General features: G+C 37.0%; 19 protein-coding genes. 8 read left to right on the top strand and 11 right to left on the bottom strand.

Translation table 11 applies throughout. The features are described 5' to 3' along the window. Positions 1-20 precede the first annotated feature (20 nt). The 6 genes from proC (at position 21) to QWY86_RS02545 (ending at position 5,438) form a co-directional block, all read left to right on the top strand. The gene (proC, locus tag QWY86_RS02570) at positions 21-830 is read left to right on the top strand and encodes a pyrroline-5-carboxylate reductase (RefSeq protein WP_290238372.1); all 810 of its coding nucleotides are present in this window, start codon (positions 21-23) and stop codon (positions 828-830) included. A 67-nt stretch (positions 831-897) separates the two neighbouring features. After that, entirely contained in the window at positions 898-1,965 is a 1,068-nt protein-coding gene (locus tag QWY86_RS02565) for a M20 family metallo-hydrolase (protein WP_290238370.1), read from the top strand. Positions 1,966-2,109: 144 nt separating this feature from the next. Beyond that, the gene (locus QWY86_RS02560) at positions 2,110-2,331 is read left to right on the top strand and encodes a DUF433 domain-containing protein (RefSeq protein ID WP_290238368.1); all 222 of its coding nucleotides are present in this window, start codon (positions 2,110-2,112) and stop codon (positions 2,329-2,331) included. Next, positions 2,331-2,663, top strand: coding sequence for a DUF5615 family PIN-like protein (locus tag QWY86_RS02555; protein WP_290238367.1), 333 nt, complete (start codon positions 2,331-2,333; stop codon positions 2,661-2,663). The genes QWY86_RS02560 and QWY86_RS02555 overlap by 1 nt, the downstream gene beginning before the upstream one ends. Positions 2,664-2,768: 105 nt before the next feature. Next, positions 2,769-4,100, top strand: a complete 1,332-nt coding sequence (argH, locus tag QWY86_RS02550) for an argininosuccinate lyase (RefSeq protein ID WP_290238365.1) — start codon at positions 2,769-2,771, stop codon at positions 4,098-4,100. An 84-nt stretch (positions 4,101-4,184) separates the two neighbouring features. Continuing rightward, positions 4,185-5,438: a pyridoxal phosphate-dependent aminotransferase gene (locus tag QWY86_RS02545; RefSeq protein ID WP_290238363.1), complete on the top strand. Its 1,254-nt coding sequence runs from the start codon at positions 4,185-4,187 to the stop codon at positions 5,436-5,438. Between the two features lie 75 nt (positions 5,439-5,513). Here QWY86_RS02545 and QWY86_RS02540 read toward each other — a convergent pair whose 3' ends face one another. After that, complete coding sequence (locus QWY86_RS02540) at positions 5,514-7,097, bottom strand: peptide chain release factor 3 (protein WP_290238361.1); 1,584 nt, start codon at positions 7,095-7,097, stop codon at positions 5,514-5,516. 530 nt (positions 7,098-7,627) lie between these two features. Continuing rightward, on the bottom strand, positions 7,628-8,554 hold the full coding sequence (locus tag QWY86_RS02535; protein ID WP_290238360.1) for an MBL fold metallo-hydrolase: 927 nt from the start codon (positions 8,552-8,554) through the stop codon (positions 7,628-7,630). A gap of 110 nt (positions 8,555-8,664) precedes the next feature. Here QWY86_RS02535 and QWY86_RS02530 point away from each other — a divergent pair, with 110 nt between their 5' ends. Then, the gene (locus tag QWY86_RS02530) at positions 8,665-10,932 is read left to right on the top strand and encodes a helix-turn-helix domain-containing protein (RefSeq protein ID WP_290238358.1); all 2,268 of its coding nucleotides are present in this window, start codon (positions 8,665-8,667) and stop codon (positions 10,930-10,932) included. Between the two features lie 172 nt (positions 10,933-11,104). Next, positions 11,105-11,710 (top strand): SprT-like domain-containing protein, encoded by a 606-nt coding sequence (locus tag QWY86_RS02525; RefSeq protein WP_290238356.1) that lies wholly within the window; start codon positions 11,105-11,107, stop codon positions 11,708-11,710. A 206-nt stretch (positions 11,711-11,916) separates the two neighbouring features. Here the strand turns inward: QWY86_RS02525 and ade are convergent, their stop codons facing one another. From ade to QWY86_RS02480, 9 genes are all read right to left on the bottom strand, one after another. Continuing rightward, positions 11,917-13,554: an adenine deaminase gene (gene ade, locus QWY86_RS02520; RefSeq protein ID WP_290238354.1), complete on the bottom strand. Its 1,638-nt coding sequence runs from the start codon at positions 13,552-13,554 to the stop codon at positions 11,917-11,919. Positions 13,555-13,643: 89 nt separating this feature from the next. Then, on the bottom strand, positions 13,644-15,620 hold the full coding sequence (locus QWY86_RS02515; RefSeq protein WP_290238352.1) for an alpha-ketoacid dehydrogenase subunit alpha/beta: 1,977 nt from the start codon (positions 15,618-15,620) through the stop codon (positions 13,644-13,646). Between the two features lie 22 nt (positions 15,621-15,642). Continuing rightward, complete coding sequence (locus QWY86_RS02510) at positions 15,643-15,885, bottom strand: DUF2442 domain-containing protein (RefSeq protein ID WP_290238350.1); 243 nt, start codon at positions 15,883-15,885, stop codon at positions 15,643-15,645. After that, positions 15,875-16,108: a DUF4160 domain-containing protein gene (locus QWY86_RS02505; RefSeq protein ID WP_290238348.1), complete on the bottom strand. Its 234-nt coding sequence runs from the start codon at positions 16,106-16,108 to the stop codon at positions 15,875-15,877. The genes QWY86_RS02510 and QWY86_RS02505 overlap by 11 nt, the downstream gene beginning before the upstream one ends. A 56-nt stretch (positions 16,109-16,164) precedes the next feature. Beyond that, a complete protein-coding gene (locus QWY86_RS02500) occupies positions 16,165-17,553 on the bottom strand; it encodes a LutB/LldF family L-lactate oxidation iron-sulfur protein (protein WP_290238346.1) in 1,389 nt (462 codons plus the stop codon). Between the two features lie 88 nt (positions 17,554-17,641). Further along, positions 17,642-19,279 (bottom strand): M28 family peptidase, encoded by a 1,638-nt coding sequence (locus QWY86_RS02495; protein ID WP_290238343.1) that lies wholly within the window; start codon positions 19,277-19,279, stop codon positions 17,642-17,644. Between the two features lie 28 nt (positions 19,280-19,307). Beyond that, positions 19,308-19,745: a ribose 5-phosphate isomerase B gene (gene rpiB / locus QWY86_RS02490; protein ID WP_290238341.1), complete on the bottom strand. Its 438-nt coding sequence runs from the start codon at positions 19,743-19,745 to the stop codon at positions 19,308-19,310. Positions 19,746-19,790: 45 nt separating this feature from the next. Continuing rightward, complete coding sequence (tatC, locus tag QWY86_RS02485) at positions 19,791-20,675, bottom strand: twin-arginine translocase subunit TatC (protein ID WP_290238339.1); 885 nt, start codon at positions 20,673-20,675, stop codon at positions 19,791-19,793. Between the two features lie 98 nt (positions 20,676-20,773). Beyond that, positions 20,774-22,015: an LVIVD repeat-containing protein gene (locus QWY86_RS02480; protein WP_290238337.1), complete on the bottom strand. Its 1,242-nt coding sequence runs from the start codon at positions 22,013-22,015 to the stop codon at positions 20,774-20,776. Positions 22,016-22,027 lie beyond the last annotated feature (12 nt).

Below are 22,027 nucleotides of genomic sequence, written 5' to 3'. Positions count from 1 at the left end.
GGAAAATATAAACGAACCACATGAAAAAAATAGCCATAATTGGTAGCGGAAATATTGGATTATCTTTAGCAAAAGGCTTGGTGAAAGCCGATTTTGCAAAGGCTGAGGATATTACGTTGACACGTAGAAATATCGACCACTTAAAATCTTTTACAGACGCCGGATTTGGAGTGAGCAATAATAACAAACAAGCGGTTGCTGATGCCGATGTTGTGATTTTGGCCGTTTTACCGCAACAGTTAAATACGGTTTTGGATGAAATTAATGCATCGATAGTTGCGGCTAAACATTTGGTTATTTCGGTAATTTCTGGTGTAAGTTGCGCTGCAGTTCGAGATAAACTGGGCGAAGATGTAGAAGTGATTCGCGTAATGCCAAACACTGCCATTGCAATTGGTCAATCGATGACTTGTATGGCGAGCGATAATGCATCGGCTGAAAACATTGCTGAGGTGACCAAAATGTTTGAAACGGTTGGTTCGGTCGTGAAGATTAATGAAGATTTAATGACTTCGGCAACGGCACTTTGTGCTTGCGGTATTGCCTTCTTTTTGAGGGCAATCAGAGCAGCATCTCAAGGTGGTGTGGAAATTGGTTTTCACGCAGATGAGGCTTTGAAAATGGCAGTTCAAACAGCAAAAGGCGCAGCCGATTTACTTTTATTACATGGCACACATCCAGAATCAGAAATAGATAAAGTAACTTCGCCGAAAGGTTGCACCATTGCAGGTTTAAACGAAATGGAGCACAATGGCTTTAGTTCATCCTTGATAAAAGGGATTAAACTTTCAGCTTTAAAGGCAGGAAACTTATACACGAAAGAAGATTAAAGGTATCAGGTTGAAGGTAGAGGGTTTTGCTCAATATCTTGATACTTGATACTAAATACTTGATACTATGTTGTTAGAAAATATACAGAACGAGAGCTTGGATTTATTGCGGCAGTTGATTCGCATACAATCTTTTAGCAAGGAAGAAGATAGAACAGCAAATTTAATTGCTCAGTTTTTGGAGGAGCGTGGTGTAAGCATTCATCGTAAAATGAATAATGTTTGGGCTTACAACAAGCATTTCGATGCCAGTAAACCAACCTTACTTTTAAACTCGCACCACGATACCGTAAAACCAAATTCTGGTTACACCCGCGACCCTTACGATGCCGCAATTGAAGGTGATAAGCTTTTTGGTTTGGGTAGTAATGATGCAGGTGGCTGTTTAGTATCATTAATCGGTACGTTTTTGTATTATTTCGAGCAAGAAAATTTAAATTATAACATTTGTTTGGCTGCAACTGCGGAAGAGGAAATCTCTGGAAATAATGGTTTAGAATTGGTTTTACCAGATTTGGGCGAACTAGAATTCGGAATTGTTGGTGAGCCAACCGAGATGAATTTAGCAATTGCCGAACGAGGGTTATTGGTTTTGGATTGCGTAGCCCACGGAAAAGCTGGTCATGCGGCTAGGGAAGAAGGTGAAAATGCAATTTATAAAGCTTTGGCAGATATTGAATGGTTTAGAAATTATCAGTTTCCGAAGGTATCAGAAGTTTTTGGTCCGCTGAAAATGACGGTTACGATTATCAATGCAGGTTCGCAACACAATGTAGTACCTGCAAATTGTACGTTTACGGTTGACGTACGGGTTACGGATGCTTACACGAACGAAGAGGTTTTAGAGATTATCCGTGCGAATGTAGGTTGCGATGTTACGCCTCGTTCTATTCGTTTAAAACCATCTTCGATTGATAAAAATCACCCAGTAGTTCAGGCTGGTGTGGCATTGGGCAAGACTACTTATGGCTCACCAACTACTTCAGACCAAGCTTTATTGGACATTCCATCGGTAAAATGTGGGCCAGGTTTTTCTGGTCGCTCGCACATGGCTGATGAATTTTTATATGTGAGGGAAGTTGCTGAAGGTGTTGAGGGATATGTAAATATGTTGAGTCCAGTTATTATAGGATAAGCCTAATGTCATTGAGAGGTGAATTAAACAATTAGCTTGGCGCTCTTTGCAAAAAAACTTAGTGCTATTTGCAGTTAATCTGGTAGAATTGTCTTGTTATTTGCTCATAAATAAAAGTTTTATAATATTGTTTATCTTTACCTTATGAAAAATTATTCAAATTTCATCGAAATAGATTCTAATAAACGTTTTGGTAAACCTTGCATAAAAGGTACCAGAATTGCCGTTTATGATGTTTTGGGATGGTTGGCTAATGGTATGACTGTACAAAATATTATCGAGGATTTTCCAGAGATAAGCGAAGAAGAAATTTTGTCTTGTCTCGCATATTCTGCAGATAGAGAACATAAAATAAGAGTCGCTTAGTGAAACTATTATTTGACCAAAACATATCTCATAGAATCATCAAACTTTTAGAAGCTGATTTTTTGGATTGCAATCAAGTGAGGCGATTAAAATTAGAAAACAAATCTGATAAGGAAATTTGGTCTTTCGCAAGCGAAAACGACTATGTTGTGGTCACGTTTGATGCCGATTTTTATGAGTTTTCTAATTTATACGGACATCCTCCAAAAATAATCTGGCTTCGCTTTGGAAATAATACAACTTCGGGAATAGCTCAAGCATTTGTTGAGAAAAAACAATTTATTTATGAGTTCATAAAACAAGATGAGTTTTCTTGTCTTGAACTACAATAATCATGGTTGCGGGACGAAAGCAAACTCTTTGCATAATGTCTAGCTTTGAATTTTTGAATATAAAAGAGAGGATTGCTTCGTGCCTCGCAATGACGGAGTTGAAATATGAAGATTTGGCAAAAAAATATAGATGTAAATAAATTCGTAGAAAGTTTTACGGTTGGTAAAGACCGCGAATTGGATTTACAAATGGCAAAGTTTGATGTTTTGGGCTCATTGGCGCATACGCAAATGTTAGAAACGATTAATTTGCTTACTGCTGATGAATTGGCAACCGTTCAGAAAGAGCTTAAAAATATTTATGCTGACATTGAAGCGGGTAACTTCACGATAGAAGATACTGTAGAAGATGTGCATTCGCAGGTTGAGTGGCTACTTACACAACGTATCGGCGAAGCAGGAAAAAAAATTCACAGCGGCCGTTCGCGTAACGACCAGGTTTTAGTTGATTTAAAACTATTCTTCCGTGCTTGTATAGAAGATATGGTTGGGCAAACTTCAACTTTGTTTAACCAATTAATCGAACTAAGTAATACGCACAAAGATAAATTGCTGCCAGGTTACACGCATTTGCAAATTGCGATGCCATCAAGCTTTGGTTTATGGTTTGGTGCTTATGCCGAAAGCCTTGCTGATGATATGGAATTAATGCTTGCAGCCTGGAAAATCACGAATAAAAATCCATTAGGTTCTGCTGCGGGTTATGGTTCATCTTTTCCGTTGAACAGAATTTTAACTACTAATTTATTAGGCTTTGAAAGTTTAAATTACAATGTAGTTTATGCACAAATGGGCCGTGGTAAAACAGAAAGAATTTTAGCACAAGCTATGAGTGCGGTAGCAGCAACTTTAGCCAAGATGGCGATGGATGTTTGCTTGTTCATCAATCAAAATTTTGGATTTATCAGTTTCCCACCCGAACTTACAACAGGTTCGAGCATTATGCCGCACAAAAAAAACCCTGATGTTTTTGAACTGATTCGTTCACGTTGTAATAAAATTCAGGCTTTGCCAAATGAAATTGCAATGATGATAACCAATTTGCCATCAGGTTATCACCGCGATTTACAGTTGCTAAAAGAAAATCTTTTTCCAGCAATTACTTCATTAAATGAGTGCTTAGAAATCGCAACTTTCATGTTCCAAAACATTAGCATTAAAGATGATATTTTAAAGGATAAGAAATACGATTATTTGTTTAGTGTAGAAGTGGTAAACGATTTGGCTTTGCAAGGCGTTCCTTTTAGAGAAGCTTATAAAATAGTTGGCGAACAAATTGAAAATGGTACTTTTGCACCATCGAGCCAAATACATCATACACACGAAGGTAGCATCGGTAACCTTTGTAATGAACAGATTGCTGAAGCAATGCGAGCTGTTTTAGCTCAATTTGGTTTCGAAAAGGTGAATAAAGCGATAGAAGAGTTAATTCGTTAAGTCGTCATTGCGAGGTACGAAGCAATCTCTGCTAATGGATTACTTCGTACCTCGCATTGACGAAAGTAGAAAAAAGTATAACATATGAAAGTTTCAGTATTAGCCAGCGCATTAATTGGCTCAGAAATTATTAAAATTGGTAATGAGGTTAACGAAATGAAGCGTAAAGGCGCATCTATTGCTAACTTAACTATTGGAGATTTTGATGCAAATATCTACCCAATTCCAACAGAATTAAAAGCCGGAATTGTAGAAGCATACAATGCAAATCAAACCAATTATCCGCCAGCTGACGGTGTTTTACCTTTAAGAGAAACGGTTTCTGAATTGCTGAAAGAGAGATTTGGCTTGGAATACAATACTAACAGCATTTTGGTTTCTGGCGGTTCTCGTCCGTTAATTTATGCTACTTACTTAGCCTTAATCGACCCAGGTGATACCGTAGTTTTCCCAGCACCATCTTGGAATAACAATCACTATTGCCATTTAACTTCTGCAAAATCTATTGCGGTTGAAACGGATGCGGAGAACAACTTTATGCCAACCGCGGCACAGTTGAAGCCACATTTAAAAGGTGCAACATTATTAGCTTTATGCTCACCGCTAAATCCTACGGGAACCATGTTTGATGCCGATTCTTTAGCTGAGATCTGCGATGTAGTTTTAGAAGAAAACGCATCCCGCGGAGCGGATGAAAAACCTCTATATTTAATGTACGACCAGATTTACTCGCTTTTAACTTTCGGTAAAGAACATGTAAACCCGGTTTCGTTGCGCCCAGCAATGCGTGAGTTTACCGTTTTTGTTGATGGTAGTTCTAAATGTTTGGCTGCAACTGGTGTACGTGTAGGTTGGGGTTTTGGACCAGAAGATATTGTTAATAGAATGAAAGCATTAGTTGGACATATGGGGGCTTGGGCGCCTAAAGCCGAGCAAGTTGCCATGTCTAACTATTTTAATGATAAAACACAGGTTGATGCTTTCTTAACCAGTTTTAAAGGTCAGATTCAAGATAGCTTAAACGCACTTTACAATGGTTTTAACGAACTAAAAAGCGAAGGCTTTAATGTGGATGCCGTTGAGCCAATGGGCGCAATTTATTTAACCATTAAAATCGATTACATCGGAAAAACTACAGAAGATGGACAGCTTTTAAAAGACAGCGCAGATGTGAATTTCTATCTGATTAAAGAAGCAGGAGCAGCCTTAGTACCTTTCTCTGCTTTCGGAAACGAAGACAGTATGCCTTGGTTTAGAGCATCTGTTGGTGCTTGTACTTTACAGGATATCAAAGATATGTTGCCAAGAATTAAAACTGCTTTGAGCAAGTTGAAATAATGTTATCAACCTTAAAAAGAAACCCTCTTCAAAAACAACTTTGAAGAGGGTTTTTATATTATGATGCTTTTTAAATTAACTCTTAAACTCACTCGTTTTATGGAAATCAATATCCGGGTAATCCTGTTTGGTTAAATTAATCATGTAATCACTATCCGATAAATAAACGGGTTGTTCTTCTTTATCGAAACCGATATGTTGTTGCTTGCGTTTTACAAACTCATCCAGTTTCTTTCTGTCTGTTGAGGTTACCCAACTCGAACGTGTGTAACTCAAGGTACGAAAACGACATTTAGCACCATATTCATGCTCTAAGCGGAAATTAATTACTTCGAACTGAAGCTCACCAACTGCGCCAATTACTTTTCTATTACCAGGTTGCATTACAAATAGTTGCGCTACACCTTCATCTGTTAATTGATTAATGCCTTTTTCTAGCTGTTTGGTACGCATCGGATCCAAATTTTCTACCTCCTTAAAAATAGAAGGCGAGAAACTTGGAATTCCTTTAAACTGCAACTTTTCACCCTCTGTTAAAGTATCGCCAATTTTAAAGTTTCCGCTATCATACAAGCCAACTACGTCACCAGGCCAGGCTTCTTCTAGTAAATTCTTCTCATTTGCCATAAAATCCATCGGGTTGGCAAACTTCATTTTTTTATCCTGACGGGTATGGTAATAAAATTTATTACGTTCAAATTTTCCTGAACAGATGCGTAAAAACGCAATTCTATCGCGGTGTTTTGGGTCTAAGTTGGCGTGAATTTTAAAGACAAAGCCTGAAAAGTTTTTCTCTTCAACCAATACATCACGTTCTTCAGCTTCGCGATGTTTAGGACTTGGAGCAATCTCGATGAATGTATCCAAAATCTCTTTTATACCAAAGTTGTTAATCGCCGAACCAAAAAACACAGGCGCTAATAACCCTTCCTTATATAGTGACACATCCAAATCACCATAAACACCATGCACCAATTCTGTTTCACTTTGTAAAGCTTCAACTTCCTTTTCCTGCAAATAATCTAACAAAGCAGGGTCGGTTAAATCATTAACCTTAACCACCGAATCTGTAACCTTAGTTTTATCAGAGTGAAATAAATTTAATTGATTATGATAAATGCTATATACACCTTTAAATGTATGTCCTTGACCAATCGGCCAACTTTGCGGACATAAACTGATGTTTAATTTTTGCTCAATTTCATCCAAAACATCAAATGCTTCCTTACCCTCACGGTCCATTTTATTAACGAAAATAATAACTGGAGTGTTACGCATACGACAAACTGACATCAATTTCTCCGTTTGTTCCTCAACACCTTTCACGCAATCTACTACCAGAATCACACTATCTACAGCAGATAAAGTACGGTACGTGTCTTCAGCAAAATCCTTGTGGCCAGGTGTGTCTAAAATATTAATACGTTTTCCACTATATTCAAAACCCATTACCGAAGTCGCCACCGAAATACCACGCTGTTTTTCAATTTCCATAAAATCGGAAGTGTTGCTTTGGTTCGCTTTGTTACGTTTTACCGCACCAGCCGTGTTAATTGCGCCACCAAAAAGCAGAAACTTTTCTGTTAATGTGGTTTTGCCCGCATCGGGATGACTAATAATGGCAAAGGTTTTGCGTTTTTCTATTTCAGGGTTAAGCATAATAAAATTTTGGGTAAAAGAGGCGATGAAACCTGGTTAAAGGAATTTAACTGCAATAAGATTTGAATAATTTTGTTTCATCAGGCTGCAAAGATAAGAAAATTGCTTAACTGTTTGAACTGCTTAAGTGTTTAATTAAAAACCAAATCTATCAATTTTTTTGAAAAGCAATTGCAGTAATTCTTCTTAAACATCAGTCCTGCCATTTGCTCCAATCTTTTTCTAACTTCTGTTAAGCTTAGGTACAAAGCATTAGTATCATCGGTTGCAGGTACACAACATTCAAGGTTGCTGCTAGCAATAAGTATTTCCGCGTCTGTCAGGTTTAGATACAAAGGTTATTTCGCTAAAGTCGCAAAAGCATTATTAAAAACAGGCAGCTAAAGCAGCCTGCACTGAATGACAAGTGGTTTACAAACAAGCGTATTAACCACTATGCAATTCATTGCCGTTGGTTTCAACCAACGGTTTAGAAATTTTTAGTTTCAAAATGATTAATCAATTGGATTTGGTTTCAACCAAAGTGCCAACTAATAAACCCCGCCCTGTTTTGCCAAATTAAATCCGCTTTTTAAGAAATCCTTTTGTTCACATTTATCCCACAGTAATTTATTGGTATGGTTTAAATGGATGAAGTGAATTTTCGATTTAATATTTAGAGCTTCATTTTCAAATAGTTTGGTGGTTTCAGTAACCAAAGGATGTGGCACTTCGCTAATTGGTCGGTTGCCAAGTTCTTCAGCGTTAAAAAAAGTGGCATCTAGAAAAGCGAAATCAACCTTTTTCACACGTTCAATAATACTTTGATTCCATTTGCTCCATTTATCAATATCTGGGATGAAAAGATATTTTTTAGTTTGTGTCGAGATTTCAAAACCAGCTGTTTCCGAATATTCATCGCGGTGCGGAACGGTAAAAGCAATTACATTACTTTCACCAATCGTAAAGGGTTTATCTTGCGCTAAAGCAGTAATTCCTATGTTTTGCAATTTCACCAATTGGCTCCAAGGACCATTTGCTTCCAAAAAGGATTTCAATTTTGGTAAAACATAAACATTTAAGTTTTTGGTATTCATCACTTCTCTGCCAAATTCCATTAAACCTGTATAATGACCTATGTGTGCATGTGTAATAAAAATACCATCTGGTAAATAAGGATATTTATTTTTCGTTTTCTCACTAAAATCCTTCAATTGTTTTTTAATATCTGGTGTGGCATCAAATAAATACCACTTTTTTTCTTTTGGGTCGACTAAAGCTATTGAACTGACAGCTTTCTGCGTTTCTGGATTTTTCCAAGCATTTGTACAACATATTTTAGTACAGCCCATGTGCGGATAACCGCCATCTTGCGCTACACCCAAAACCAAAACATAAGGCTGTGTTGTATTTTGTGCAAAGCAAGTTATAGACAGAAATAAAATTAATATAATGGATTTTGAAAGCTTTGTGAGCATATTTTATTCATAAATGCTCACGAATTTAGCAAAGTAATACGTTTCTTTGCTAAATATTGGCTAATTTTAATTCATCCCGCCAAATTTTTAAACAAGCACTTTTTACGAAAATGCCAGAATTAGAAGAAACTTCTATGCCCGCAGAAATTGCGGCAAAATTTGTAAATTACACCTCTAAACATGTTTTTTTAACAGGCAAAGCTGGTACGGGTAAAACTACATTTTTACGCAAATTAATTCAGCTAACGCATAAAAAAGCAATGATTTGTGCGCCAACTGGTATTGCGGCAATCAACGCATCTGGCGTTACCATTCACTCCCTTTTTCAGCTGCCATTTGGTGCATTTTTTCCAGATGCAGCAGCTAATATCATTAATCAAAACATCACTTTTAACTTTAATACACCCCGAACGATTGTTAAGCACATGAATATGCAAGGCAATAAAAGGCGGATGTTGCAGGAGCTGGAATTGCTGGTAATTGATGAGGTAAGTATGCTCAGAGCGGATATGCTTGATGCAATAGATTTCGCTTTGCGCTATATACGCAGAAACAGAAATGTTCCTTTTGGAGGTGTTCAACTTCTTTTTATTGGCGATTTGCATCAGTTACCACCAGTTGTAAAAAACGACGAATGGCGAGTGATGGCGGGTTTTTACAAAAGCATTTATTTTTTTGATGCCTTGGCTTTAAAAGACAATCCTCCGATTTATATCGAGTTGGATAAAATCTATCGACAAAATGATTCGGTATTTATTAATTTTTTAAATAATCTTCGTAATAATAAAATAACAGCCGAAGATACCAACTTGTTGAAACAGCATTTTAAACAAGATTTTAAGCCTTCTGCTGATGAAAATTACATCACTTTAACCACACACAATAATAAAGCAGATGCCATAAATCGCGAAAGATTAACACAGCTTAAAACAAAATCTTATTTCTTTGACGCAAAGATTACAGGCGAATTTAGCGAGCACTCTTTTCCGAATGATAAAAGTTTGGAACTGAAAGTTGGCGCTCAAATCATGTTCATTAAAAACGATATGACAGCCGAGAAGCGTTACTATAATGGTAAAATCGGTGTTGTTCATCATATTGAAAAAGATATTATAGAAATAGAATTGCCTGATGATAAGGAGATTATACAAATATCTCCTTACACATGGGAGAATGTAAAGTATAAACTCAATGAGGCAACCAATGAAATTTCAGAAAGTGTTGCAGGTTCATTTGTTCAATATCCAATAAAACTGGCTTGGGCAATTACGGTGCATAAAAGTCAGGGTTTAACTTTTGATAAGGCAATAATTGATATTGGCGATGCCTTTGCACCAGGACAAGCCTACGTTGCGTTATCGCGTTTGCGGTCGCTTAATGGGTTGGTATTAACTTCGCATTTGCGAGAAACGGGTTTGCAGCAAGACCAAAATATTCACTATTTTTCGAGTACCAAACAGTCTTCGGATGTGCTTAAACAGCAAATTAGCTTCGAAAGTTACGATTTTATAAGAACGTATTTGTTGGCCGCTTTTGACTTAAATTTGGTTCGGTATTACCTTAAAGAGCATGTGCAAACTTTTGATAAAGGAGAAAAATCTACCAAACAACATTATGATGATTGGACGATGGAGCTCTATCGCGATTTTCAGAAAATCACCACTACTGCCGATACTTTTATCAACCAGTTAAAGAATTTATTTGCTACGCAAACCGAGCATACATTATTTAATGTTTCCAAAAGGGTTGCTGCCGCCCTGAAATATTTTAATCTCTTAGTTAAAGAAGTTTCTGACAGACTTTTAGCGCATATTGAAGCAATAAAAGATGAAAAACAAGTTAAAACTTACTTAACCGAATTGCTTGAACTGGAAATTCTGGTTTATGAACAATTAAAGAAAATGCACAAAAGTAAGGCCTTGCTTCAAGCCATGATAGATGGTAAAGAATTTAATAAAGCCGATACCGATGCACTACTCAATGCATCAGAACGTGAAAAACAATTGCAAAAAGCCATTCAGCTAAAAGGCGTTGCATTAAAGGTAAAATCTGCAGTAGAAAAGAAAAAGAAGGAATCAAAAGTTGACACCAAATTGGTGAGTTTTGAACTTTATGAACAAGGTAAAAGCTTGGCAGAAATAGCAAAGGAGCGAGGCTTTTCTGCAAGTACCATAGAAGGGCATTTGGCATATTATGTTTCAACGCAGCAAATTGATGTGGCAAAATTGGTTAAGCCAAACAAAATCAGAAACATTGCGGATGCGGTGGAGAGTCAAAAGACTAAATCTATGTCGGTAATAAGAGATTTTTTAGGAAAGGATTATTCATTTGGAGAGATAAAGTTGGTGTTGGCGTCGTTGTTTCCAACGGAGGAATAGGTTTGAAATATTGTCGTCATTGCGAGGTACGAAGCAATCTTTCGAGAAGAGAGGTTGCTTCGTGCCTCGCAATGACGGAGTGGAAACACATGCTGTTTCAATCAATGTTTCTCTTAAGTAAATCTTTGTGTCCTCAGCGGTTAAAAAAATTAAAATAATTATCTTAGCCATCGTGGAGAAAGTTAATGTTTTAGCACAATACATGCCCACTGAGGCTGCACCGCTAATTGCAAAGTGGATAGATTACTTTCAATGCGAATTTAAAATCGCTAAAACACGTTCTACTAAATTGGGCGATTACCGCCATCCATATCGAGATAAGGGCCACAGGATTTCGGTAAATTACAACTTAAACAACTACGCGTTTTTAGTTACAACGGTTCACGAATTTGCACATCTCTTAACCTGGAACGATTTTAAGAATAGAGTTAAACCCCATGGTTCGGAATGGAAAAAGAATTTCCAAAGAATGATGGTGCCGTTTTTCGAAATGAACATTTTTCCAGAGGATATTCACAAGGCCATTGATAATTATATGTCAAATCCAGCCGCATCGAGCTGCTCGGATTTACATTTATCGAGAGCCTTAAAAAAGTACGATTCCAACAAAACTGAAACCTTGCATTTAGAGCAACTGCCCATAAATACAAATTTCAAAATTAAAGATGGGCGGCGTTTTACTAAAGGCGAACGCATTCGAAAACGCTATCGTTGCGTTTGTTTAGATGATAAACGGATTTATCTTTTCAACCCCTTGGCAGAGGTTTTTGTGGATTAGTTGTTTATTATACATTGTCACGTTGAGCTTGTCGAAACGTCTTGATTCAGATTTAAAAGTCCTTCGACAAGCTCAGGATGACAAGCAGAAAAAATAATATTAAATTTTTAGGCGGTCGTCATTGCGAGGCACGAAGCAATCTTAATGCGTTTAGTATTATCACGACTGTTGTAGGATTACTTCGTACCTCGCAATGACGAAAAACGCTAAATAAACTCAAACTTATCTCCGTCAAACAAACCCTTATCGCTTAACTTTAAGTGCGGAATAACCAATAACGCCATAAAGGAAAGGGTCATAAAAGGTGCGACTAATGTTGAACCTAATTCTTTTGCGAATTTGTCGATAGAAGTATAACTTGCTGCTACTTCGTAACCATTTTGGTTGCTCATTAAACCAGCAATTGGCAAAGGCAAAACTTCTTCTTTCCCGTTACCCAAGGCAACCACACCACCAGTTGATGCAATTACCAAATTTACAGCATCGCAAATGCTTTGGTCATCAACGCCAACAGCAATAATGTTATGACTATCATGAGCAACACTCGATGCAATTGCACCCTGTTTCATCCCGAAATTTTTTACAAACGATATCGCAATCGGTGCATCGTGATAACGGTTAACCACCACCATTTTTAACACGTCGTTTTCTAAATCGCTAACTACATTTCCGTTTTCTACTTTTGGCGTAAAAAATAATTTATTAGTGATTAATTGCCCATCCAAAGCTTCAATAACGGGAATTTCTTTTTGCTCTGAATAAGGATAAACAAAATCTGCTACCTTTTTAAAACTGCAATTGAAATGATTTACAGCTTCTTTACCTGCATCATGTTTTATCCAATCGCCTACAGTTTCACCGTTTTCTGCTAGTAAAATACCATCAATATAAGTTTGTTTTATTTTGAAGTTTACTAAATCTTCTGCGAAAATAAAATCAGCGTAGTCTCCAATTTTTAAAGCCCCTACCTCTAATTTATAATGAAGAATAGGATTGATGCAAGCGGCTTGTAAAACGTTAAAAATATCAATTCCCTTTGCAACAGCTCTTGCGCAAAGTTCGTTAATGTGACTTTCTACCAAACTATCGGGATGTTTATCATCACTACAAAACATCATCATTTCTGGCCAATCGTGTAATAAATCAATTAAAGCCTCTAAGTTTTTGGCAGCACTTCCCTCGCGAATCAGGATTTTCATTCCACGTTGCAATTTATCTAAAGCTTCTTCAGCGGTGAAGCATTCGTGGTCGGTAGAAATCCCCGCATCAATATATTGCTGAACCGCATCGCCACACAAACCTGGCGCATGACCATCAACAGGTTTGCCCAATTCATGGGCAGCAGCAATCTTTTTTAAAACTTCTTCATCCCTATAAAGCACACCTGGAAAATTCATCATTTCGCTTAGGTATTTTATTTCAGGGCGCTCTAAAAGTGCTTTAACATCATGGTGATTTAATTCTGCCCCAGCAGTTTCAAAAATGGTTGCAGGAACGCAACTTGGTGCGCCAAAATTAAATTTGAAAGGAACGGTATTGCCATTCTCAATCATAAATTCTACACCTTCCATGCCGCATACATTGGCAATTTCGTGTGGGTCGCTAATGGTGGCAACTGTACCATGCACCACAGCCAACCTTGCAAATTCGCTCGGAATGAGCATACTGCTTTCTATGTGGACATGGCTATCAATAAATCCAGGAAGGATATAATGAGCATTTTCTTTTCTATCGGAACTTTTATTAATCGATTTTATCTTTCCGTTTTCTACCTCTACTTCACCAAAGAAAATATATCGCTTGGAGATGTCAACTATATTTCCTTCAACTTTAAAATTGCTCATTCTTTTTATGTATTAACCACGGAAGCACAGATTGACACGGAATTAAAACTATAGATTCTGTGATTTTAGTGTTTCCGTGGCGAAATAATTTAATATTTTAATAATTTTTCAACGGTTTCAGTCAATCTAGCTTTAGCCAAAAACTCATCTTCTAAAGCTTTGTTCATCGGTATTGCGGTATCTAAACTTGCACACCGCGAAACAGGCGCATCTAAATATTCAAAACAATGTTCGCCAATCCATGCCGAAATTTCTGCTCCAAAACCATTGGTAAGTGTATCCTCATGCAAAATTAAAACCCTTCCAGTTGCTTTAACCGCTTCGCGAACCGTTTCTTTATCCCAAGGTTGAAGTGTGCGTAAATCAACAAGTGTTGCATCACTTTGTGGGTTGTTTTTTAAATAATCTAAAGCCCAATGAACACCTAAACCGTACGTAATGATGGCAAACTTACTTCCTGTTTTTAAGGTTACTGCTTTTCCGATTTCGGTTGTGTAATAACCTTCTGGAATTGGGGCAGATAAACTTCTGTACAAATACTTATGCTCGAAATAAATAACCGGATTTGGGTCTTCAATTGCGGCTAAAAGTAATCCTTTGGCATCATCGGGAAATGCTGGATAAACGATTTTCAAGCCAGGTGTTTTGGTAAACCAGGCTTCGTTGCTTTGTGAGTGAAAAGGACCAGCACCAGTTCCTGCTCCAGTTGGCATGCGAACGACAACATCCGCTTTTTCGCCCCAACGGTAATGTGTTTTAGCCAGATTATTTACAATTTGGTTAAATCCGACCGTAACAAAATCTGCAAATTGCATTTCTACAACCGCTTTATATCCATTTATTGATAAGCCTAAACCTGTGCCTACAATTGCCGATTCGCAGATTGGCGTATTGCGAACTCTGCCTTTGCCATATTTAGTTGTGAAACCATCGGTAATTTTAAAAGCACCACCGTAGTCGGCAATGTCTTGCCCCATTAAAACCAGATTCGGATATTTCTGCATGGCTAAATCCAACCCATCCGTTATGGCATCTAAATATCTTTTTTCTGTTGATGATTGGCTTGGTTCAATTACCTTTTGCTCGTAAGGAAAATACATATCATTTTCCTCCTGCGTAGCACTCACTTCTGGTTCAGGCTCATCAAAAGCATCTTCAACTTCTAATTCAATGTCCTTTTTATTTTTCGTTCTGATATCTGAAATTAAATCAGCATTTAAAATGCCTAGCTCAACCAGGTAAGCTTCGTAATTGCTTAAAGGGTCTTTTTTCTCCCATTCATCAAATAATTCTTGCGGAACATATTTAGTGCCCGATGCTTCTTCATGGCCTCTCATCCTGAAGGTGAGGCATTCTAACAATATTGGGCGAGGGTCTTTCCTAATTTCATTGGCTAACTGATTGATGGTATCGTAAACTTCAAGAATGTTATTTCCATCAATTTGCCTGCCTTCGATACCGTAACCAATGGCTTTATCTACCAAATTTTTGCAACGAAACTGTTCTGATTTTGGGGTTGATAAACCGTAACCGTTATTCTCGATTAGAAAAATTACAGGTAAATTCCAAACTGCGGCAACGTTAACTGCTTCATGAAAATCGCCTTCGCTGGTTGCACCTTCGCCTGTGTACACTAAAGTAGCTTTTTGCTTGTTCGCTAAAACATCCGCCAAAGCAATACCATCGGCTAAAGCCATTTGCGGACCGAGATGTGAAATCATCCCGATAATTTTATAGTCTTGTGTACCAAAATGAAACGAGCGGTCGCGGCCTTTTGTAAAACCAGTGGACTTGCCTTGCCATTGCGCCATTAACTTTTTCAAAGGAATATCCCGTGAGGTAAAAACGCCTAAATTGCGGTGCATGGGTAAAATATATTCATCGCCTTGCATGGCTAAGGTAGAGCCAACTGCAATCGCTTCCTGTCCGATTCCCGAAAACCATTTACCTATTCTACCTTGCCTTAAAAGTTTTAGCATTTTCTCCTCAACCATTCGAGGGTAAAGCAATCTTTTGTATAAATTTAGTAGAAATGAGTTGTCTTTATCGCCTCGGTTGAATTGCATATTTGGTTGGTAGATTTGACGCTTATTTTTTCTCCAAGATAGAAGATTGACTTGTAAAGTTGAAAAATCCCTCAAAACTTAAGTCTTCATCAAGCTCTTCCCAATGGATGCCAAAAGGTGATAAAGTAAAGTTTTCCAAAAGCTCTTTTGGCGCATTTTTAAGTCTAGGAAACCAATCTAAAGGATGGCTTTTTACCTCTCCCATATTTGTTTTAATGTGAATTTTATCATTTTCAACCCACACTTTAGATATGTTATTTTCCATGATATTCACTCCATTTATTAATGATGATTTCTTTGTTCTCTTCAATTAAAGCAATCGCCAAACTAACGTCCTTATTTTTTAAACCTCTATTCGAAATTAGTTTTACTTCTTCTACCTCAAACTTTGCTTCTCCATCAGCATTTCTTACGTGGATGTGAATTGGTAAATGTTCATTTGAGTAAAAGAAAAACCTCAATCCAAAAACGATAAAGAGTGTTGGCATAGTATTATTTTAATAACTAATTTACTAATACAATATCGTACTTAACTAATATCTTTTTAAGAATCTTTATTCTTTTTCAAATCTTCCCATTGCTTTGCAAAAGATTTATCGGCAACTTTTGGCAATTCGCGGTATTTACCCCAGCTTTTTTTGAAGAAGGTTTTAAGCATAAAGTTTTTAAATTTCCCACCGAATAAATCCATCAACTTACGCTTTTTCATCATTCGGTTAAACATGCCCCAACCCATTTCTTCTACCTTACCATTTTCGTGGGTGGCAGCTGCATCTCTACGGTTAAGCAGCAACATTTTATGGATGTCGATTTTAACCGGGCAAACTTCAGAACATTTACCACATAAACTGGAAGCATAACTTAAGTGCTTAAACTCTTCCATACCTTTTAAATGGGGTGTAATTACCGAACCAATTGGCCCGCTATAAGTGGTATTATAGGTATGACCGCCAATATTTTTATAAACCGGGCAAGCATTTAAACAAGCACCACAACGGATGCAATATAAACCTTGTCGCTGGTCTTTTTGTGCCAGTAAATTTGTCCGTCCATTATCTAAAAGAATAACATACATTTCTTCAGGGCCATCGGTTTCATTAGGTTGACGAGGACCACTTAAAATAGAATTGTAAACGGTTAGGTTTTGCCCAGTTCCGTGAGACGCCAACAAAGGCCAAAACAAATCTAAGTCTGTTATTGAAGGAATTATCTTTTCGATACCTACAATGGCAATGTGGATTTTGGGAAAAGTGGTACTTAACCTGGCGTTGCCCTCGTTTTCGGTAATGGCAATGCTTCCTGTATCGGCAATTAAGAAATTGCCTCCACTAATGCCAATATCAGCATTTAGATATTTATCTCGAAGCAATTCTCTAGCTTTTTGTACCAACTGCGGCGGTGTGGCATCAATTGGTGTTCCGAATTTATCATGAAATAACTGCGCAATATCGGTTGCACTTAAGTGCATGGCTGGCGTTACGATATGATACGGTGCTTGCCCAAGTAGCTGAACTATATATTCGCCTAAATCACTTTCTAAAGATTCGATGTTATTCTTTTCTAAAAAATCATTCAGATGAATTTCTTCAGTCGTCATCGATTTAGATTTAATAACCGTTTTACCGTTATTTCTTTTAATGATATTAAGGATTTCTTGTTGTGCTTCTTCTGCATCATTTGCCCAAATTACCTTACCGCCTCTGCGTTGGAAATTAGATTCAAACTCTGGTAAGAATTTATCCAAATTTTCCATTACCCGCCATTTTACAACATGGGCCTTCTTTTTAGATGCTTCGAGGTTTTCGAATTTTGATAAACCACGTTCGACCGCTGTATTGTACTTGCCAATATTATAATTTATGGTTTTACGGTGCGGTAAATCGAAAGCTTTCTCATCAGACTTCTCTAAAAATTCCTCGGCAGTTTTGATCATAAATCAAAGATAAGAATTTAAGCAGGCACCAAAAGTAATGTGCATAAAAAAGCCCCGATACAATATCGGGGCTTAATATTTTTAATTATTATTTCTTCGGATTTCCTTTTCCGTCTCTATCAACTGCTGGTCGTTTAGCTTGATTTGCCAATTCCCATGCGGTAAAATAGGTTAATTGTGCTCTTTTTGATAACAGCGGGAAATTGATTTTGCTAACTTCATCTCCAGGTTGATGATAATCTTGCTCTAACATTCCATCATAATAGAAAATAATTGGAATACCTAATTTCGCAAAGTTGTAATGATCTGAACGATAATAAATACGTTGGGTATCATTTGGATCATCATATTTGTAATCCAACTTCATTTTTGTGTAAGTTGCATTTACTTGCTCACTTAACTTTCCAAGTTCGCTGCTTAGCATATTAGAACCAATAGAATAAATATAATTGGCAGAATCAGGTTTGCCAAGGTATTCCTCTCCAGTACGGCCAATCATATCTGTATTTAAGTTTGCAATTGTATTTTCTACAGGGAAAACAGGGTGCGAAGAATACCAGTCAGAACCCCAAAGACCTTTTTCTTCACCAACGACCGTCATAAATAAAATACTACGTTTAGGCCCTTTGCCTGCTTTTTTTGCATCAGTAAATGCTTTTGCCATCAATAAAACGCCAGTAGTTCCAGAGCCATCATCATCAGCACCATTATTTACTTTATCTTTTGCATTCGGGTCGGCGACTAAACCAATGTGGTCATAGTGCCCGGTTAAAACCAAAACTTCTTTTTTCAATTTAGGATCAGAACCTTCTAAAAAGCCTAAAACATTTTCTGCTCTAACCGCTACTTCAGATTTCATTGCACTTGCAGAAACTGCAACATTAATGGTTTGCGAAGCTGGTTTTTTAGTTTCTGCAATCTTTTTCTGAACGGCCTCTACCGAGGTATTTACAGCCTTCAAAATTTCGTTCGCAGTTGCGGTCGTTACACTAATTGTAGTAAAAGGTGTTTGAGTTTTCATACGCTCTACAACCTCTGGAGATTTCATTACCGGTTGTCCTTCGCCATAAATTGCTTTTAATTGTTCAGCTCTGTTATCTAAAGATGGATCGATGATAATTACAGCCTTCGCGTTAGCTTTTGTGATAAAGGCAATTTTTCTAGCTCTCGCCATCATCATTGTTCTTCTATCTTGTTTGTCTTCAGGCTTAGCTGTTGGGTCGCCGCTACCAAAAATAACTACAACTTTTCCATCAAGGTTTAAGCCTTCAAAATCGTTATAACCATCTTTGTTTACGCCGTAACCTGCAAAAACTAAATCATCGGCACTAAAAGTAAAGCCGTTTAAGCCAACTGCATTTCCTGTAATTAAATAATCGCTATATAATTGCTTTGGCTGGCCATTAATAGTTAAAGAACTTTGGCTTATAGAATAGTTTACTAAATCTATTTTTTGGAAATAACTTCCATCAACAGGACCTTTTAAACCAAGTGATTTAAAATAATCACGAATATAATCAGCCGCCATCCATGCACCTTTTTTTCCAGTTTCACGACCTTCAAATTCATCAGAAGCTAGTATAGAAAGGTGTTTGTAGCCATTTTCTGGGTTGATTACTTTGCTAAACCTAATAGCGTCCTTATTTGGTACTAATGGTTTAACCTGAGCGAAGCAGCTTGCAGTAAGCAGCGATGCAATGCTAAGGGTTAAAAATTTTTTATTCATTTTTTAATAATAGTTAGTTGTAATTAAGTTAGCAGGATACTTTATCAACCCTGTTTTGATGACGGCCCCCTTCAAAATCAGTATTTAAAAAGGTAGCAGTAATTTCTTTGGCAAGTTCTTCTGAAACAAATCTTGCCGGAATACATAAAACGTTCGCATCATTATGTTTTCTAACCAGTGATGCAACCTCGTTTTCCCAGCATAATCCGGCGCGTATTCCCTGATGCTTATTTGCTGTTATGGCAACTCCATTTGCCGAGCCACAAAGCAAAATGCCATAGGTAAATACTCCACTTTCTACAGCAGAGGCTACAGGATGCGCAAAATCTGGATAATCAACTGAATCTAAAGAATGCGTTCCAAAATCTTGAACATCATAATCTGCAAGATAAGTTTTCAAGATTTCTTTGTATTCAAAACCAGCGTGATCGGCGCCAATAGCAATTTTGAATTTTGTATCAGACATGGCCAAATTTATAGAGAATTATGAAATGTATTCGTAATGTTTTTGTTAGTTAGCATAGAACGCCGCATCCGCCTTTTTCTTTTTGCTTTCGATGAATGCGGAAACAAAAATACTCAATTCGTAAAGCAAGAATAATGGGGTTGCAACTATCAACATCGTCATGATATCTGGCGTTGGCGTAACAATAGCCGAAATAATCAAGATAATTACAGCCGCATATCTTCTGCTCGAACGCATTAACTTCGGTGTCATTAAGCCAAGCTTCGATAAGATAAAAATGATAATAGGTAATTCGAAAATTATACCAGTTCCTAAAGTTAATGTTGCCACAGAAGAAAGGTAAGAATCGACAGTGAAGGTATTTTTAATTTCTTCACTTACGGTATAGCCAGTTAAGAAATTTACTGAAAGTGGACATACAATAAAATATCCAAAAAGGATACCAATGATAAATAATACTGATGCAAAAAATACAAAGCCACTTGCCGATTTGCGTTCGTTTTCGTGTAACGCTGGCTTAATAAATCTCCAGATTTCCCAAAGCAGATAAGGAAAACCCACAACAATACCGCACATTACACAAACATTTAGTTGCAAGTTAAATTGCCCTGCCATTTCTGTGTTGATGATTTCACCATTAATTTTGGTGATACACATATCTTTCCCTAAAGATGGAAACATATCTACCAACTTACACATCATTCTGTAAGTCCAGAAATCGGGTTTTTTTGGTCCAAAGATAACTTTGTCAAGAATTTCCTCATTAAAATAAAAGGCAATGCCGGTAAATACGGCAATTGCAATAACGGCTCTAATTAAGTGTTTCCGTAATACATCAAGATGATCGAAAAAAGACATTTCTGCCTCAAGTGTCGTACTGCGCTGCCCAATAGCTTTGGTAAGGGATGATTTTTCTTTAGTGTTGCTCATGTTGAAAACAAAAATACCATTCTAAATGAATAGAATGGTATTTACGTGTTAAATATAGAAATAGTTTATGTTATTCTGAAAATTGGTAACAATGATATTTAAAAAATGGATGCAGATTTATCAACTTTAATTAAACTGAGTTGCTTCATGTTAACAGGATTGAAATAAGTAAACTGATATACACCATCTGCACCCGTTACAATTAAAGACTTCGGTCCGGCAATAACATCATAACTTTTAATATTAGTTAAATACTGCAACATATTTTTATCAATTTCGGTTTTATTGGCAATGTTGAAACTTTTTATACCAAATTCACCTTCGCAGAGGAATAAATTATTGCCGCTAACACTTAAACCATGTGGGTTTTTCATGGGGAAAACTGAAACTTGTTTTGGTTTAGTTGGGTCTTCTATATCCACTACTTCTAACTGGTTAACTGCCTGTCTGCAAAAATTACCTGTGCGCAATGTTACAAAAGCATATTTTCCTTGTACCACTACAGGATCACAGGCAAAAACGTGACTATACGTCGATAATTTTACAGGGTTGGCCGCATCAGCAGCATTAAAAATATGCATACCTGTATTTGTCCCAATAAATAATTTGTTTTCATAAGGAAATATTGTTTCAACACCCCAACCTAAAATTATCGATTTAACGAAACTTGGATTTGTTTCTGTTTTTATATCGAACAAACTTAAATCCATATTGCCCACCGTATATAAATAATCGTTTAGCAAAGTAAACCTCGCCATCGATCCGCCTTGACCTGATGAACTGCTGTTTGCCGAATTCGAGAATGCCGATATATCATTTACCCAGCCGCTCTTGTTTGTACTCTTTCTAACTAAAGTATCTTTATAGGTTACTATATTTTTTTGAGCGCCTTGAGTACTGAAACCTCCCCAGTAAAATTGCTTAAATACATCAGGCAATCTTTTAATTTGTTTAATATTTGATACCGAAGAAATGTCGAAAGCTAATAAATCTACATAGCTATCTGCGTAAAGCACATTATTACGAATGGCAATATCTACGTTTCCTGGTATCTGTAAAAATGCCATGTTTATCGGCGCAGCCGGATTAGCATTATTGTAAATATGAATACCCTTCTGTGGTTCGTTTATGAAAAGATAATCATTGTAGATATAAATTTTTCCGGGATTTTTAACTCTGGTTGCCTTAGTTAATCCTACAGGAAGCGCTCTCATCGCATCAACTGAAATTACTTTGCTGATTTGAATTAATTGCAATTCGTTATCATCATTTTTTTTGCACTGGCTTAATACTACTAGGGCGAGTATTAAAAGAAATCCGTTAAGTAGAAATTTTTTCATGTTTTGTTGGTT

Source organism: Pedobacter aquatilis (assembly GCF_030409415.1).
GTDB lineage: Bacteria > Bacteroidota > Bacteroidia > Sphingobacteriales > Sphingobacteriaceae > Pedobacter > Pedobacter aquatilis.
This window is presented reverse-complemented; position numbering and strand designations above follow the sequence as displayed.